This window comes from Actinosynnema sp. NPDC059335, from assembly GCF_042752395.1.
In the GTDB taxonomy this organism is placed as follows: domain Bacteria; phylum Actinomycetota; class Actinomycetes; order Mycobacteriales; family Pseudonocardiaceae; genus Actinosynnema.
The window spans coordinates 28,443-43,711 of sequence record NZ_JBHYXZ010000068.1 but is presented as its reverse complement, the minus strand read 5'-3'; the positions used below and the strand labels follow the sequence as shown (position 1 = coordinate 43,711).

Annotated in this window: 16 protein-coding genes; 3 read left to right on the top strand and 13 right to left on the bottom strand. The window is 75.6% G+C overall.

Features of this window, described 5'->3' with window-relative positions; all coding sequences use genetic code 11:
• Window positions 1-228: 228 nt before the first annotated feature.
• From ACFXGA_RS21730 to ACFXGA_RS21700, 7 genes are all read right to left on the bottom strand, one after another.
• A complete protein-coding gene (locus ACFXGA_RS21730) occupies window positions 229-1,446 on the bottom strand; it encodes a hypothetical protein (protein WP_378090617.1) in 1,218 nt (405 codons plus the stop codon).
• Between the two features lie 17 nt (window positions 1,447-1,463).
• Complete coding sequence (locus ACFXGA_RS21725; protein ID WP_378090614.1) at window positions 1,464-1,970, bottom strand: SigE family RNA polymerase sigma factor; 507 nt, start codon at window positions 1,968-1,970, stop codon at window positions 1,464-1,466.
• Window positions 1,971-2,120: 150 nt separating this feature from the next.
• Window positions 2,121-3,227, bottom strand: coding sequence for an ABC transporter permease (locus ACFXGA_RS21720; protein ID WP_378090612.1), 1,107 nt, complete (start codon window positions 3,225-3,227; stop codon window positions 2,121-2,123).
• On the bottom strand, window positions 3,227-4,111 hold the full coding sequence (locus ACFXGA_RS21715) for an ABC transporter ATP-binding protein (protein WP_378090610.1): 885 nt from the start codon (window positions 4,109-4,111) through the stop codon (window positions 3,227-3,229). The genes ACFXGA_RS21720 and ACFXGA_RS21715 overlap by 1 nt, the downstream gene beginning before the upstream one ends.
• Before the next feature lie 205 nt (window positions 4,112-4,316).
• A complete protein-coding gene (locus tag ACFXGA_RS21710) occupies window positions 4,317-4,988 on the bottom strand; it encodes a response regulator (RefSeq protein ID WP_378090608.1) in 672 nt (223 codons plus the stop codon).
• Window positions 4,985-6,283 carry a sensor histidine kinase gene (locus ACFXGA_RS21705; protein ID WP_378090606.1) on the bottom strand — a complete coding sequence of 433 codons (1,299 nt, stop codon included), beginning with the start codon at window positions 6,281-6,283 and terminating at the stop codon, window positions 4,985-4,987. Before ACFXGA_RS21705 ends, ACFXGA_RS21710 begins: the two co-directional genes overlap by 4 nt.
• 45 nt (window positions 6,284-6,328) lie before the next feature.
• Window positions 6,329-7,111 (bottom strand): class I SAM-dependent methyltransferase, encoded by a 783-nt coding sequence (locus ACFXGA_RS21700; protein ID WP_378090604.1) that lies wholly within the window; start codon window positions 7,109-7,111, stop codon window positions 6,329-6,331.
• Between the two features lie 50 nt (window positions 7,112-7,161).
• On the opposite strand from ACFXGA_RS21700, the gene ACFXGA_RS21695 reads away from it, so the two are divergent.
• A complete protein-coding gene (locus ACFXGA_RS21695; protein WP_378090602.1) occupies window positions 7,162-7,755 on the top strand; it encodes a TetR/AcrR family transcriptional regulator in 594 nt (197 codons plus the stop codon).
• Between the two features lie 14 nt (window positions 7,756-7,769).
• On the opposite strand, the gene ACFXGA_RS21690 is transcribed toward ACFXGA_RS21695, so the two are convergent.
• Both ACFXGA_RS21690 and ACFXGA_RS21685 read right to left on the bottom strand, forming a co-directional pair.
• The gene (locus ACFXGA_RS21690) at window positions 7,770-9,566 is read right to left on the bottom strand and encodes a sensor histidine kinase (protein ID WP_378090600.1); all 1,797 of its coding nucleotides are present in this window, start codon (window positions 9,564-9,566) and stop codon (window positions 7,770-7,772) included.
• Entirely contained in the window at window positions 9,556-10,269 is a 714-nt protein-coding gene (locus ACFXGA_RS21685; RefSeq protein ID WP_378090598.1) for a response regulator, read from the bottom strand. The genes ACFXGA_RS21690 and ACFXGA_RS21685 overlap by 11 nt, the downstream gene beginning before the upstream one ends.
• 101 nt (window positions 10,270-10,370) lie before the next feature.
• Here ACFXGA_RS21685 and ACFXGA_RS21680 point away from each other — a divergent pair, with 101 nt between their 5' ends.
• Window positions 10,371-11,567: a serine hydrolase domain-containing protein gene (locus ACFXGA_RS21680; protein ID WP_378090596.1), complete on the top strand. Its 1,197-nt coding sequence runs from the start codon at window positions 10,371-10,373 to the stop codon at window positions 11,565-11,567.
• A gap of 118 nt (window positions 11,568-11,685) precedes the next feature.
• Here ACFXGA_RS21680 and ACFXGA_RS21675 read toward each other — a convergent pair whose 3' ends face one another.
• From ACFXGA_RS21675 to ACFXGA_RS21665, 3 genes are read right to left on the bottom strand one after another with little or no spacing between them, the layout of a single operon-like run.
• Window positions 11,686-12,642, bottom strand: a complete 957-nt coding sequence (locus ACFXGA_RS21675) for an LLM class flavin-dependent oxidoreductase (RefSeq protein WP_378090594.1) — start codon at window positions 12,640-12,642, stop codon at window positions 11,686-11,688.
• 11 nt (window positions 12,643-12,653) lie between these two features.
• A complete protein-coding gene (locus ACFXGA_RS21670; RefSeq protein ID WP_378090592.1) occupies window positions 12,654-13,331 on the bottom strand; it encodes an SDR family NAD(P)-dependent oxidoreductase in 678 nt (225 codons plus the stop codon).
• Entirely contained in the window at window positions 13,328-13,744 is a 417-nt protein-coding gene (locus ACFXGA_RS21665) for a VOC family protein (protein WP_378090590.1), read from the bottom strand. Before ACFXGA_RS21665 ends, ACFXGA_RS21670 begins: the two co-directional genes overlap by 4 nt.
• Window positions 13,745-13,790: 46 nt before the next feature.
• Here ACFXGA_RS21665 and ACFXGA_RS21660 point away from each other — a divergent pair, with 46 nt between their 5' ends.
• A complete protein-coding gene (locus tag ACFXGA_RS21660) occupies window positions 13,791-14,468 on the top strand; it encodes a GntR family transcriptional regulator (RefSeq protein ID WP_378090588.1) in 678 nt (225 codons plus the stop codon).
• Here the strand turns inward: ACFXGA_RS21660 and ACFXGA_RS21655 are convergent.
• Entirely contained in the window at window positions 14,432-15,181 is a 750-nt protein-coding gene (locus tag ACFXGA_RS21655) for an alpha/beta hydrolase family protein (protein WP_378090585.1), read from the bottom strand. The two genes, ACFXGA_RS21660 and ACFXGA_RS21655, sit on opposite strands and share 37 nt — an antisense overlap.
• Between the last annotated feature and the right edge of the window lie 88 nt (window positions 15,182-15,269).

Sequence of the window (15,269 nt, the reverse complement as noted above, 5' to 3'; positions counted from 1 at the left end):
CAACCCCTGTCCCGCGTCCGCACCGCCCGGTCACCCGCACCGGACCCGCCACGCCGATCGACCACACCGATCAGCCCACCGGTCGGCGGCACCGGATCGGCCACGCCGGGTGGTCCGCAGGCGGTCGGCCACGCCGGGCGAACCACGCCGGGCGAACCACGCCGGGCGAACCACGCCGGGCGAACCACGCCGGGTGAACCACGCCGGGCGGCCGCGGGTCGGCCGCCGTCACCAGTGCAGGTCGGGCAGTTCCGCGATCCGGATCAGGTCCGCCTCCCCCAACGGCGGGGTCGGGCGGGTCGGGGTGCCGGACTCGCTGCCGTCCCCGGCGACGGCGGCGTTGGAGGTGTGGACGGTGAGCCGACTGCCGTCCGCCGCCCGCGCGTGCAGCGCGAGCCGGGTCAGGCCGCCGTCCGTCCCGGTCGTCAGCGCCGCCCGCCGACCGCCGGCCAGGTCCACCAGGCGGCACGTGGTCCCGGCGGGGCAACTCACCTCGCCCTCCCCGGGCTTCTCCACGGTCACCATGAGCCAGCCCCGGCCGGCCGCGTCGGACAGGTTGGCGAACGCGCGGTAGCCGCCCTGGCGGACGCGGAACCGCAGGGGCTCGTCGCCCGCGGCCACGGGCTCGGCCGCCAACCCGGCGGGCAGCGCGCCCGCCAGCACCGGGTCCAGCTCGGCCGCGCGGCGGTCGGACGGGTCGGCGGGCACCGGCCGCCCCTGCCACCGCACCCGCAGCTGCGGCGCGGCGGCGAGGGCGACGAGCTGGTCGTCGGTCAGCACCCTCGTCGTGGAGCCCGTCCCGCCGGTCTCCACGACGTGGACGAACGTGCCGTCGGCCCGCCACACGTCCGCGCTGACCAGGACCGCCTCCGCGCCCGGCTCGACGGTGACCCGCGCCGTCGAGCCGTCCGGCAGCGTCCGGGTCGAGCACCGCGTCCCCTCGTCGAAGAACACGCACTCGCCGGCCGGCTGACCGCCGAGCGCGCGGACGTACACGACGACCGTCCGGTCGCCGAGCCGGAAGTCGCCGCCCCAGCTCTCCGCGACCACGCACAACGTCAACGGGGTCGCCTCCACCCCGGGCGGCAGCGGCAGCGGCGACTGCCGGACCGCGTCGGTGAGCCGGCCCGACTCGGCCAGCTCCTCCGGGGTGGCCGTGCCGCGCGGCTGGTCGGCGAAACCGCCGGTCATCGCGGGCACCACGCAGCCCGGCGAGGCGGTGGCGGTCGTCGTGGGCGCGGGCGACAGCACCCCCGCGGGCGGGGCCGGCTCGCGCGTGGACCCGCCGGTCACGACCGCGGTCGTGGCGACCGCCGCGACGATCCCGGCCGCCGTCGCCGACAGCGCCCCGAGCCGCCGCCGGGCCCGCCGCCTGCGCCCGTCCGCCACGACGCGCTCGAACTCCAGGCCCAACCCCGGCTCGTCGGCCAGCGCAGTCCGGATCATGTCCCGCACCTCGTCGCTCACGAGCCCTCCCACAGCACGGTCGGCCTGGTCGCCAGCGCGCGCCGCAACGCGCTCAGGCCCTTGGACACCTGGCTCTTCACCGTTCCCTCGCTGCACCCGAGCGCCGCCGCCGTCTCCGCGACCGGCAGGTCCTCCCAGTACCGCAGCACGACGGCGGCCCGCTGCCGCGGCGGCAGCGCCGCCAACGCGCGCCGCACGTCCATGGCCTCCTCGACCCCCGTCGACGTGCGGGCGACCTCCGGCACGGCCTCGACCACCGTCTCCGGCCGCCGGCCCCGCCACCGGGACTCGTCGATGACGGCCCGCACCAGCACCTTGCGCACGTACGCGTCGACCCGTCCGTCCCGGTCCAGGCGTCCCCAGTGCACGTACACCTTGGCCAGCGCGACCTGCGCGAGGTCCTCGGCCCGGTGCCAGTCACCGCACAGCAAGTAGGCGGTCCGCCGCACGACGGCCGCCCGTGCCTCGAAGTAGGCCCGGAACTCGCGGTCCCGATCGGGCACGTGACACCTCCTCCACTCGGTCACCCCCTATACGGCGACCGGGGACGGCCCGTTGCCCGTAACTTTGCGTGACGGGCGCACACGACGGGACGTCCCGGCGGGGCGTGAGCCGCCCGGCCGGGACGTCCGAGGTGAGCGCGGCGAACCCCCCTACTGCTCCCGCGCCCACGCCTTGGCCAGCGCCAGCTTGCCGCCGGTGTGCAGCAGCGACCCGGAGTACACCCGGCTCGCCAGCAGCACGATCAGCACGACGCTCGCGGCCAGCAGGCCCAGCGCCAGCAGCGGCTCCCACACCGCCGCCTCCCCGGTGAACAGCCGCACCGGCATCGCGATGGCCGACGAGAACGGCACGAACGACAGCACCGTGAGCACGGTGACGTTGTCGGAGAAGAACATCACGCCGAAGTACGGGCCCATCACCAGGATCATCACCAGGCTCATGCTCGACCCCAGGTCCTCCTGCCTGCTGACCAGCGACCCGGCGACCGCCCACATGGCGGCCAGCAGCACGAACCCCAGCACCAGGAACGGCACGAACCAGCCCAGCGCGGGCGCGATCAGCGACAGCAGCTCCGAGTGGCCGCCCAGCCGCAGCGCGATGGGCGCGGCCACCGCGATCACCACCACCTGGCCGATCGTCAGCAGCGAGTGCCCCACGATCTTGCCCGCCAGCAGCGCCCGCACCGGCACCGTCGCCACCAGGATCTCCACGATGCGGGTCTGCTTCTCGGTCACCGTGCTCTGCGCGATCGCCACCCCGCTCATCCCGAACATCAGGAACACCAGCGAGAACACCATGATCGCGAGCTGCCGCTGGCCCTGGCCCACCTCGGCCGGGTCGAGCAGGTCCACCGGCGGCGCGGTGCTCAGCGAGGCGAGCACGTCGGTCGGCGCGTCGGACAGCGCCAGCACGCGCACGCCCGTGGCGGACTCCCCCGTGGTGTCGGGCACGACCGCCGCCTCGACCTCCTCCGAGCGGATGAGCGCCTCGGCGGCGGCCACGTCGGCGACCTCGCGCACCTCCAGCCCGCTGTCGGTCAGCACCCCGGCGGCGTCGCCGACCGCGGCGACCTTGGTCTCACCGCCGCCGAGCACCGTCGGCAGGATGGAGATCGCGAACAGGCCGACCACGATGACCGCGAGGCCGATCCAGAAACCCTTGGCCCGCAGGAACGTCTTCATCTCCCGCTCGGCGACCAGCCGGGTGGCCGCCGCGAAACCGCGGGACCCGCCGCCCTGCTCCGTCACGCCGGTCATCAGATCGCCTCCTTGAAGATCTCGTCGAGCGTCGGCACGACGGGGGTGAAGCTGCGCACGGAGCCGCGGCGCAGGGCGGCTTCGAGGACCACCTGGTCCGCGCCCGGGTCGCCGTCCGGTTCGAACACCACGCGGGGACCGTCGACGTCGACCACCCGCACGCCCGGCACGTCCCGCACCCACCCGGCGTCGGAGGCCACGACCAGCTCGAACCGCGCGGTGCCGTACCGGGCGCGCAGCTCGTCGCGGGCGCCGCCGACCGCGATCCGGCCGCCGGAGATGATCACGACGTCGTCGCACAGCCGCTCCACCACGGAGAGCTGGTGGCTGGAGAACAGCACGGGCACGCCGTTGGCGGCCCGCTCGCGCAGCACGCCGAGCACCGTCTCGACCGCGATCGGGTCCAGGCCGGAGAACGGCTCGTCCAGGATCAGCATGACGGGGTCGTGCACCAGGGCGGCGGCGACCTGAGCGCGCTGCTGGTTGCCCAGCGACAGCTCCTCCAGCTTGTCCTTGGCCCGGTGGCCCAGTTCGAGCTGGTCCAGCAGGCGCTCGGTGTTGCGCCGCGCCGTGTCCCGGTCCAGGCCGTGCAGCTGGCCGAGCCAGCTGATCTGCTCGGCGACGCCCATCTTCGGGTACAGGCCGCGCTCCTCGGGCATGTACCCGAACCGCTGCCGCACCGCGCCGGTCACCGGCGAGCCCTGCCAGGCGACCGTGCCCGCGTGCGCGGCGAGGACGCCGAGGACGATGCGCATGGTGGTGGTCTTGCCCGACCCGTTCGCGCCCAGGAACCCGGTCATGCGACCGGGGCGGACCTCGAAGGACACGCCGTCCAGGACCTGGTGGTCGCCGAAACTCCGGCTGACCGACGTCACTGTCAACATGCCCGCAACGCTAGGCGGCGGACGTGGGCGGAACGTCCGGCTGGAGATCGACTGCCGGGGTCATCCTCGCGGAGGACACGTGCACGGTCGATCACGCCGGGTGGCCGTCGAGCCGGGAACGCGCCGGGACGGACGAGGAGCCCGCACCGCACCGCCGGAAGCGAGGCCCGGCGCGCACGGGACCGGCCGGCCCGACGCCCTCCGCTCAGGTCCGGCCCGGTTCCACGATCCCCTGCTCGTAGGCGAACACGACGGCGTGCGTGCGGTCGCGCAGGCCGAGCTTGGCCAGGATGCGCGACACGTGCGTCTTCACCGTCGTCTCGCCCAGGTACAGCGCCGCCGCGATCTCCGCGTTGCTCGCCCCGCGCGCCAGGTGCACCAGCACCTCGAACTCCCGGTCGGTCAGCTCCGACGGCCGGCGCGAGGGGGTGGCCGGGCCCGGCGCGGCGAACCGGGCGATCACCCGGCGCGTCACCTCCGGCGACAGCAGGGCGTCGCCCCGCGCCACCACCCGCACCGAGTCGACCAGGTCCTCCGGCGAGGCGTTCTTGAGCAGGAACCCGCTCGCGCCCGCCCGCAACGCCTCGAACAGGTAATCCTCACGGTCGAACGTGGTCAGGATGACGACCTTGATCGGGTGGCCCGCGCCGTCCGGCCCGAGGATGCGCCGGGTCGCCTCCAGCCCGTCGATGCCGGGCATCTGCACGTCCATCAGCACCACGTCCGGCTGCAACCGGCCGACGACGTCCACCGCCTCGACGCCGTCCCGCGCCTCGCCCACGACCTCGATGTCGTCCTCGGTGCCGAGGATCACCCGGAAGCCCGCCCGGACCAGGTCCTGGTCGTCGGCGAGCACCACGCGCAACGGAGTCGTCATGCGGGGAACCTCGCACGGACCCGGTAGCCCGCGTCACGGCGGGGTCCGGTCTCCAGCTCCCCGCCGTGCACCGCGACCCGCTCCCGCATCCCGACCAGGCCGAACCCGGCCCTGGCCGCCCCGCTGCCCCGGCCCCGGCCGTCGTCGGCGATCTCGACCTCCAGGCTGTTCTCCAGGAACCGCACCCGCACGTCGGCCTTGCGCGCGTCGGCGTGCTTCACCACGTTCGTCAACGACTCCTGCACGATCCGGTACACCGACAGCGCCACGCCCTCCGGCACCGGCCGCGGGTCGCCGTACACGCCGTGCACCACCTCCAGCCCGGCGGACCGGGCCTGCTCGGCCAGCTCCGGGAGCTGGTCCAGCCCCGGCGACGACGTCTCGCCCGCCGCCTCGGCGACCGCCTCGTCCGGGTCGGCCCGCAGCACGCCCAGCAGGCCGCGCAGCTCGCCGATGGCGGTGCGCGCGGTGTCCTCGACGGTCCGCAACGCGTCGCGGGCCAGCTCCGGGTCGCGGTCGAGCACCCGGCGGGCCGCGCCCGCCTGCACGCCCATCACCGACACGTGGTGCGCCACGACGTCGTGCAGGTCGCGGGCGATGCGCACGCGTTCGGCGACGATCGCGCCCCGGGTGTTCTGCTCCTGCGAGCGGCGCAGCTCCTCCGCCCGGTGCTCCAGCTCGGCCTGCCGGCGGGCCGACACCCACGCCATGTCGCCGAAGAAGTACGCGGCGAGGAAGAACAGCAGGTTGAACCCGATGCCGTAGAGGACCGACGCGAGCACGGGGTCGAGCGGGCCGGAGGCGCGGGCGAACTCGGGCGCGGGCTCGACCAGGAACCGCACCAGCCCGAACCCGAGCCAGGCGAACATCCCGACGACGACCGCGATCCGCGCCCACCGCGCCTTGGTCCGGTCTCGCCCCCACGCGCCCGCGCTGAACATCGCCAGGAACAACGCGACCGACGGCACGAGGTTGTCCCCGACCCGCCGTGACTGCGCCACGATGAACAGCACCGCGACGACGAGCAGCACCACCAGCGGGAACCGCCGCCGCGCCACCAGCGGCGCGGTCAGCACCGCACCCCAGGCGAACTGCTCGACCAGCGGCGGCCCGCCGTCCCACGGGCTCGCGCCCATGCTGCTGATCAGCACCGTCACCACGACGGTGCACGCCATCGCCGCCAGCGCGAGCCAGACGTCGTGCCGCTGCTGCGCCGGGGTGGGGCCGGGACGCCGCCACCGGGCCCAGTCCGGCTCGGCCCCGCGGCCGTCCTCGCGCGACCGTTCGTCCGTCATGCCCAGAACGTAACCCGAGCGCCGGCCGTCCCGGGACGCGGCCGCTCAGCGGGACCGGACCGCGGTGACCACGACGGTGGTGTAGGCCATCACGAAGCTGCCGCCCACCGCGTCGACGGCCGCGCCGATGCCGGTCAGCACCTCGTCCGCCCTCTCCGGCGGGATCAGGGCGTGCGCGCCCGAGGTCGGCGCCTGGTCCACCCACTCATCCCGGGTGTAGGTCCGCTCCCAGTCGAACCGCTGCTCGCCGGGTTCGCCGAACGCCCCCGACCGCCGGATGCCGTCGACCGCCGCGGTGGTGAACGGCGAGGGGCCGCCGGCGGGGCGCGTCAGCGGCGAGTCCGGCAGCACCCGCCGGTAGACCTCGGCGAAGGCCGCCGCCAGGTCGGCGGGCGGCCGGGCGACGTTCCAGAACACGGCCAGCACGCCACCGGGCCGCAGCACGCGCGCCGCCTTGGCCGCGCCCGCGACCGGGTCCACCCAGTGCCAGGTCTGACCGGCCACGACCGCGTCGAACACCCGGCCGGCGGGGTCCCAGTCCTCGAACGCGGCCACCTCGACCTCGACGCCGCGCCGACGTGCCCAGGCGGCCATCCGGGGATCGACCTCGACCCCGAGCACCCGGCACCCGGCCGCCTGGAACAGGCGGGCCGCGATGCCGGTGCCCGCGCCGACGTCGACCACGTCCGGGCCCGGCGCGGCGGCGACGATCGCGGCCACGGCGGCGTCCGGGTAGGAGGGCCGGGTGCGGTCGTAGCGCTCGGGGTCCGCGCCGAACGACTCGGCCATGTTCCGCGCGCGATGGGGTTCCGACGGTAGAGTGGGCATGCGCCCACTATGAGTGGGCAGATGCCCACTCGTCAACCGAGAGGAGTGCCGTGCCGACCGGTGTGGCCATCCGCGACGTCCGCGAGCAGCTGTTCGACGCCGCCGACCGCATCCTGCTGCGGGACGGTCCCAGCGCGCTGACCAGCCGTGCGGTCACCGCGGAGGCGGGGGTCGCCAAGGGTGTCCTGCACCGGCACTTCGAGGACTTCGACGCGTTCCTGGCGGCCTTCGTGCTCGACCGGGTGCACCGGATGGACGCCCAGGCCGCGGCCCTGCGCGGGGCCGCGGGCAGCGGCACGGTCGGCGACAACCTCACCGACGCGCTGATCGCGTTGTTCGGGTCGGTGGCGGTGGCGATCGTGGCCCTGGTGACGTTCCGGGACGAGCTGCGCGCCCGGCTGCGCGAGACCTGGCCCGCCGGCGTCCCGGTGCTGACCGAGGCGGTGACCATGATCGAGACCTACCTGGCCGCGGAACGCGATCTCGGCCGCCTCGCGCCGGACGCCCCGGTCGAGGCGCTCGCGCCGACCCTCATCGGCACGGCGCACCTGCTGTTCGCCGATCGCGGCGGCGCGCGGCCGGGGCGGGACGCCGTCCAGCGGGCGGTGACCTCGGTCGTCGGCGCGGCCCTGCGCCAACCCTGACCGCCCGTCGCGCCTCAGGCGCGGTCCCTTCCGCGGTCGACGGGTTCCCCGGTCGGCAGGCGGAGGGTGAAGGTGGAGCCCCGGCCGGGCGCGCTCACCGCGGTGAGCGTGCCGCCGTGCGCCTCGACCAGGTGCCTGGCGATCGCGAGCCCCAGGCCGCTGCCCCCGGTGGCGCGGCTGCGGGACGGGTCGGCGCGGTAGAAGCGGTCGAAGACGTGCGGCAGGTGGGCCGCGGCGATGCCGGTCCCGGTGTCGGCGACGGCGAACTCCACCGCGTCCGCGTGCCCGCGCACGGCGACCACCACGGACCCGCCGGCCGGGGTGTGCCGGATCGCGTTGGACACGAGGTTGCCCAGCGCCTGGCGCAGCCTGGCCGGGTCGGCCCGCACCACCACGGACCGGTCCGCCACGACCCGCAGGTCCACCCGGCACGCCTCCGCCCCGGCGCGGTGCGCGGCGACGGCCTGCTCGGCGAGGTCGGCCGCCTGCCGCTCCTCCGGGTGCACGCGCAGCATGCCCGCGTCGGCGAGCGCGAGGTCGTGCAGGTCGCTCACGAGGCGTTCCAGCAGGGACTCCTCCTCCAGCAGCGACCCGACCAGCGCCGGGTCGAACGGCAGCACGCCGTCCTGCACGGCTTCCAGGTGGCTGCGGATGTTCGCGAGCGGGGTGCGCAGCTCGTGGGCCACGTCGCCGACGAGCGCCCGGCGGCGGTGGTCGGCGCTCGCGATCGCGTCGGCCATGGTGTTGAAGGCGGCGGCGAGGCGGGTGATCTCGTCGTCACCGCGCACCGGGACGCGGGTCGCGCGGTCGCCGGCCGCCATCCGATCGGCCGCGACGGTCAGCGCGCGGATCGGGCGCACCAGCCGGCGGCCGGCCGGCACCGTGACGGCGGCCGCGACGAGCAGGACGGCCACCACCGTCGCCGCCGTCCGCCACCGGCCGTCCGGGGAGAAGGGGTCGAACCGGTCGCTCGCGCCGAGGTACAGGTGGGCGGGCGCGGCGACGTACGGCCGCTTGGCCTCGGCCCGCGCGGACTCCAGGCACCCGCTCCAGGCCGGGGTCGCCGCCTGCCGCGGGCGCAGCGCCCGTGCCCCGGTCGGGTCGGTCGTGACCTCGTAGGCGAGGCCGTGCCCGGCCAGGCAGGGGACGGCCAGGTCCACCGCCCGCTCGTCGAGCGCCCGACCGGCCGCCGACGGCGCGACCAGCGCCTCGGGCACGCACGGGTCCGCCACCGGCTCACCCGGCCGCGAACCGACGACGTGGCGGCGGTGCGCGGCCGTCCGCTCGTGGGCGGTCGCGCGCAGGCAGTCCAGCGCCCGGTCGACGTGCGCCTGCCGCTGCCGCCGCTCCTCCTCGGTGAGCCGCCAGACGAAGAACCCGAGGTGCACGCCCAGCGCCGGGTCCCGCACCACCACGTTGGGCGGCGGCGCGCCGGCGGCGGGCGGCGGGCGGGTGGCGTCGATCGTCGCCGCGGGCGCGGCGGGCAGGTCGACGGGGACGCCCCCGAGGAGCACGGCCGAGTCCACGAACGGCGTGCCGTCCGGTCCGGTGAGGGCGATGCGGCGGCCGGTGGCCTCCGCCAGCTCCCGCACGAGCGCGTCGACTCCGGTCCAGTCGCGGTGCTCGTCGGCGTAGGCGCGCAGCCGGGCGAGGATCCCGCCGTCGGTCGACAGCAGCGACGCGTCGGCGGCCGGGTCCTCGCGCGGCCGGTCGCCCGTGCCGCGGGTGGCGAGCACCGCGGTCGCGCCGACCGCGAGCGCCGCCACGGTCAGCGACAGCCCGACCAGCCGCGACAGCAGGCTACGGCGCACCGCCGTCCCCCTCCCCCGCGGTTTCGGCCAGCTTGTAGCCGACGCCGTAGACGGTGAGCAGGTACCGCGGCCGGGTGGGGACCGGCTCGACCTTGCGGCGCAGGTTGACCACGTGCGTGTCGATCGTGCGGCCGGTGACGTCGCGGTCGAAGCCGCCGACCCGCTCCAGCAGCAGCTGCCGGGTGAACGCCCGCCCCGGCGCGGCCGCGAGGCAGGCCAGGATGGCGAACTCGGCCGGCGTCGTGCCCACCGGGCGGCCGCCGGCGCGGACCTCGTGCCGCGCCACGTCGACCACCAGGTCGCCGACCCGGTACCGCGCCGGCTCGGCCCCCGTGACGCGGGCGGCGCGGCGCAGCACGGCGGCCACCCTGGCGAGGAGTTCCCTGGGCCGGTAGGGCTTGGTGAGGTAGTCGTCCGCGCCGAGCGCGAGACCGAGCACCAGGTCGTCCTCGCCGGCCCGCGCGGTGAGCATGACGATCGGCACGTCCCGCTCGGCGCGCAGCGCCCGGCACACGGCCAGGCCGTCCAGGCCCGGCAGCATCACGTCGAGCAGCAGCAGGTCCGGCGGGCGTCGTCGCGCGTGGTCCAGCGCGGCGCGCCCGTCGTGCACCACGGTGGCCTCGTGGCCCTCGCGTTCGAGGTAGCGGCGGATCACCTCCGCCTGCTTGCGGTCGTCCTCGGCGACCAGGATGCGTGCCGGCATGCCCGGGAGTCTCGCCCGCGAACCTGTGAATCCGCCCAGAGGAGCGGAGCCCTCGCCCGATCCTGACAAGATCCTGACCGACGCCCGGCACGCTCCGGGCCATGACCAAGCACCACGCACCGAAGTCGGACACCGCCGAGCCCCCGACGACCCGGCCGTCACGCCGAACCGTGGTCGCCGCGCTGGGGGTCGGCTCGGTCGCGGGCGGGCTGGTGGCCGCCGGCGGCCCGGCACAGGCCCGCGCCGGCTCCGACCGCGTCCCCGACGGCTTCCGACCGGGTGGCGAGTTCGACCGGCACCTCGCGCAGCTCGCCGAGCAGGACGCGTTCTCCGGCACCGTGCTCGTGACGCGCCGGGACAGGACCGTCCTGGCCCGTGCGCACGGGATGGCGGACAAGGCGCGGGGCGTCCCCAACGGCCCGGACACGCTGTTCGCCCTCGGCTCGATCACCAAGCTGTTCACCGCGACCGCCGTCCACCAGCTCGCCGAGCGGGGCGAGGTCTCCTACGGCGCGTCCCTGGGGACCTACCTGTCGGGCTTCCGGCCCGAGGTCGCCGAGTCCGTCACGGTCCACCAGCTCCTCACCCACACGTCCGGCCTGGGCCGGCCGGCGATCAACCCGCCGCGACCCCCGGGCCAGGACCAGTGGACGACCCTGGACGAGATGTTCGCCGGCACCGCGGCCTTCATCCGGACCCTGCCGCTGCGCTTCACCCCGGGCTCCGGGAACGACTACAGCAACGACGGCTATCACGTGCTGGGCGAGATCGTGGCCCGGGTGTCGGGGCAGAGCTACCACGACTACGTCCGCGAGCACGTGTTCGCCCGCGCCGGCATGTCCACGGCGTTCTTCCCCACCCCGGCCGAGTGGCGCGCGGACCGCCGCCTCGCCCACCCCTACGACAAGCTCGGCGGCGCGGAGTGGACGGACGTGATCGGCATGTTCGACGGGGGCATCCTCGCCGGCCCCGCCGGCGGCGCGTTCGCCACCGCCGCCGACGTGGCGCGCTTCGCGAGCGCGTTCCAGCGCGACGCGCTCCACTCGGCGGCGCACACCCACCTCGCCGCGAGCCCGAAGTGGCCCCTGGGCCCGGACTTCTTCGAGGGGTACGGGCCGAGCACGCGTTACGTGGACGGCCGCCGGATCAACGGCCACAACGGCGGCGCGAGGGGCGTGTCCACCAACCTGGACTGGTTCCCCGGCTCCGGGTGGACGGCGGTGGTCCTGGGCAACTACGGCGACAGCGCCCTTCCCGTGACGCGCAAGGCCCGTCAGCTGATCCTCGCGTCGGACTGACCACACGCGACGGTCGGCCCGACGCCGGGGAGGCCCGCGGCGGATCGGCATCCCCCGCCGGTCCCGGGGAAGACCCGCGCGACCCGGGAGTCGACGTCGCCCGCGCCCGACGCGTGCCTCAGAGCACCGCCGCGAGGTTCTCCAGGGCGGCCGACGGGTCCGGGCCGATCGGGAACAGCACGGCGCTGTCCACCCCGGCCGCGAACAGCTCCTCCAGCCGCGCCCGCGCCTCCCGCGGCGTGCCGGTCACGGCGAGCTGCCGCACCCACTCCGCCGGCAGCCGGCGCGCGAACTCCTCCCGGCTCGCGCACTCCCGGCGCAGCGCGGCGAACTCCGCCGCGAACGGCAGCGGCGCGATGTGCGGGATCCAGTCCGGCTCGCCGATCCACTCCAGGCCGGACCGCACCGCCTCGACCGCCGCCGCGCCGTCCGCGTCCACGACGGCCGCGTTGTAGCCCACCAGCCGGTGCGGCCGGCCCGCGCCGATGTGCGCCAGCGCGGCACGGGCGTACTCCGGCGTCGTCGGCTCGGCCAGGATCGTCCCGTCCGCCACCCGCCCGGACACGGCCAGCGACTTCGGTCCGCGCACGCCCGCCAGCACGGGCGGCGGGCTGTCCGGCACGCACGCCTCCTCCAGCCGCACCCCGTGCAGCCGCACGTGCTGCCCCGGCTCGACCGACTCGCCGCGCAGCAGCGCGGTCACCGCGCCCAGGTACTCCTCCAGCAGCGCCAACGGGCCGGCCGGCCACTCGCCCACCGACCGCATCCAGCCGGGCATCCCGTGCCCGATGCCGATGTCCACCCGGCCGGGGAACAGCTGGGCCAGCGTCGCGGCCTCCATCGCGGCGAACGCGGCGTTGCGCGCGCCCACCGGCAGCAGCCCGATGCCGACCCGGACGCGCTCCGTCACCGCGAGCACCGCCGCGGCCTGGCCGACGCCGCCGCGGAAACCCAGGTCCTCCACCACCCACAGCTCGTCGAACCCCAGCTCGTCGGCGCGCCGCGCGAACGGCAGCACCCGCTCGGGCGCGAGGTCGCGGGGCAGCATGACCCCGACCGATCCGGACCGGCTCACCACGTCTCCGTTCACGTTCGCAGGTAGGAAGCGCCGTTGAGGTCGAGCACCGCGCCGGACGCCCACTCGGCCTCGGGCGAGGCGAGGTAGACCACCGCGGCGGCGACCTCCTCCGGCCGGGCGACCCGCCCGAACGGGCTCTGCCGCCGCACGTCGTCGGTCACCATGGAGGCCACCCGGTCGGTGGCCACGAACCCCGGGGCCACCGAGGCCACCGCGATGCCGTGCGGCGCGAGGGCGACCGCGAGCGACTGCCCCATCGAGTGCAGCGCCGCCTTGCTCGCGCCGTAGGCGGGCATGTCCGGCTCGCCGCGGAACGCGCCGCGCGAGCCGACGTTGACGATCCGCCCGCGGACGCCGCGCTCGATCATGTGCCTGGCCACGCAGTACGACATGTCCGCCGCGCCGAACACGTTCACCGCGAACGTGCGCCGCCACAACGACCGCCACTGCGCGTAGGTCAGGTCCACCGACCCCAGCTCCACCAGGCCCGCGTTGTTGACCAGCACGTCGATCCCGCCGAGCGTGTCCACGGCGGAGCCGACGACTCGCTCGATCGCGTCGGGGTCGGCCAGGTCCACGTCCGAGGAGGACAGTGCCACCACGTCGTCCCCCAGGTCGCGGAACGCCTGCGCGATCGCCGCGCCGATGCCGCGGCTGCCACCGGTGACCAGGACGCCGCGGCTCACCGGGCGAACACCTGCGACTCGTCGGCGAACGCCTTGAACTCCAGCGCGTTGCCCGCCGGGTCGCGGAGGAACATCGTCCACTGCTCGCCCGGCTCGCCCTCGAACCGCAGGTACGGCTCGATCACGAACTCCGTGCCGGCCGCGCGCAGCCGGTCGGCCAGCGCGTGGAACTCGGGGATCGGCAGCAGCAGCCCGAAGTGCGGCACCGGCACGTCGTGGCCGTCGACCGGGTTGCGGCCGGAGTCGCCGCGCGGTCCGGGCACGACGTGGGTCACGAACTGGTGGCCGTAGAAGTCCCAGTCCACCCACCTCTCGGCCGAACGCCCTTCCGCGAGGCCCAGCACACCGCCGTAGAACGCCCGCGCCGCGTCCAGGTCGTCAACCGGGACCGCGAGGTGGAAACCAGGTCTCATGGACCCACCTTGACCACCGACCGAGCCAATGTCAACATTCGACATCATGGAGCTGCGCAGGGCGGACCGGCGCGGTCTCGCGGACGAGGCCGCCGACCTGATCCGGGAGGCGATCTTCGCGGGCGTCTTCCCGCCGGGCTCGCCGGTGCGCGAGGTGGAGCTGGCCGCGTCGCTGGACGTGAGCCGCGGCTCGGTCCGCGAAGGGCTCGCCGTGCTGGCGCGGGAGGGGCTGGTGCGCAGCGCCTGGCACCGCGGCGCGCGGGTGATCGACCTGACCGCCCGCGACGCCGAGGAGGTCTACTCGGTCCGGGCCGCGCTGGAGGGGCTGGCCGGCCGGAGCGCCATCGGCCGGGTCGACCTCGACGCCCTCGGCGGGCTCGTGGACGGGATGGCCCGCGGCGTGGCGGCGGGCGCGCCGAGCGAGGAACTGCTCGCCCTGGACATGGAGTTCCACGAGACGATCTACCGCGCCGCGGGGAACCGGCGGCTGCTGGAGGCGTGGCACGCGGTGCGGTCGCAGGTCCACCTGTTCCAGCTCACCCGCATCCGGCTCGGGCACCACGACTACCGGGCGGTGGTCGTGGACGAGCACCGGGAGATCGTCCGGCTGCTCGCCGCCGGCGACGCCGCCGAGGTCGCCCGCCACGCCGAGGAGCACGTCCACTCGGCGAAGCGGGTGCTCGTCGGTCAGCTCGACGGCGCCACGACCGAGACCTCCGGGTAGCGCGCCGACGCCCGGTCGAGCAGGGGCTGCGGCACGCCGCGCAGGTGCCGGTCGAAGAACGCCCGGACGTACGCGCGGGTGATCGCCGCGCCGCGCTCGCCGCCGACCTCCGCGCCGAAGTCGAGGCCGAGCTGCGGCGCCACGACCCCGAGGTCGGTGAACGACGGGTGCACCATGCCCGCCACCACCAGCCAGCGCTTCCAGCCGGTCAGCGCCGGCCAGGCGTCCTCCCAGCTCCGGGCGCCGGGCGTGCCGGGCGCGTAGTTGTCCTGCCGCCCCAGGAACATCACCGGCTGCGACATGCCCGAGGCCGGCACGGGCGTGGAGAGCGTGCCGTCCACGTTGATCACGGCGCGGATGCGCGAGTCGGCCCGCGCGGCGTCGAGGGCGCTCGCCCCGCCCACGGAGTGGCCGCCCAGCGCGACGCGGGACGCGTCCACCAGGTTCGCGCCGCGCCGGTGGCGCAGCGGCCCGGTGAGCTGGTCCAGCACGAACGACACGTCGGCCGCCCGGCCCTCGCCGAGCTTCGCCCAGAAGTCCGGGTCGTGGAGGATCGCGCAGGACGCGCAGGACGCGACGCGCCCGTCCGGGAACGTGGTGGCGACGTTCTCGTAGGTGTGGTCGACCACGGCGACGACGTAACCGTGGCTCGCCAGGTCCTCCGCCAGCGCGGTCAGCGTGGCGCGGGGCCGCTTGTAGCCCGGCGACAGCACGACCAGCGTCTAGCCGTGAGTGAGGGCGAACGGGCGCTAGTAAAATAAGTTTTTAGTGAGGGACGCGCGAAGAGCGGATGGGGGGAAT

Bases quoted from the DNA above. Each gene is read 5' to 3' on its own strand.
- ACFXGA_RS21730 (WP_378090617.1), bottom strand. From the start codon at position 1,446: ATGATCCGGACTGCGCTGGCCGACGAGCCGGGGTTGGGCCTGGAGTTC.
- ACFXGA_RS21720 (WP_378090612.1), bottom strand. From the start codon at position 3,227: ATGACCGGCGTGACGGAGCAGGGCGGCGGGTCCCGCGGTTTCGCGGCG.
- ACFXGA_RS21715 (WP_378090610.1), bottom strand. From the start codon at position 4,111: ATGTTGACAGTGACGTCGGTCAGCCGGAGTTTCGGCGACCACCAGGTC.
- ACFXGA_RS21710 (WP_378090608.1), bottom strand. From the start codon at position 4,988: ATGACGACTCCGTTGCGCGTGGTGCTCGCCGACGACCAGGACCTGGTC.
- ACFXGA_RS21705 (WP_378090606.1), bottom strand. From the start codon at position 6,283: ATGACGGACGAACGGTCGCGCGAGGACGGCCGCGGGGCCGAGCCGGAC.
- ACFXGA_RS21700 (WP_378090604.1), bottom strand. From the start codon at position 7,111: ATGCCCACTCTACCGTCGGAACCCCATCGCGCGCGGAACATGGCCGAG.
- ACFXGA_RS21685 (WP_378090598.1), bottom strand. From the start codon at position 10,269: ATGCCGGCACGCATCCTGGTCGCCGAGGACGACCGCAAGCAGGCGGAG.
- ACFXGA_RS21680 (WP_378090596.1), top strand. From the start codon at position 10,371: ATGACCAAGCACCACGCACCGAAGTCGGACACCGCCGAGCCCCCGACG.
- ACFXGA_RS21665 (WP_378090590.1), bottom strand. From the start codon at position 13,744: ATGAGACCTGGTTTCCACCTCGCGGTCCCGGTTGACGACCTGGACGCG.
- ACFXGA_RS21660 (WP_378090588.1), top strand. From the start codon at position 13,791: ATGGAGCTGCGCAGGGCGGACCGGCGCGGTCTCGCGGACGAGGCCGCC.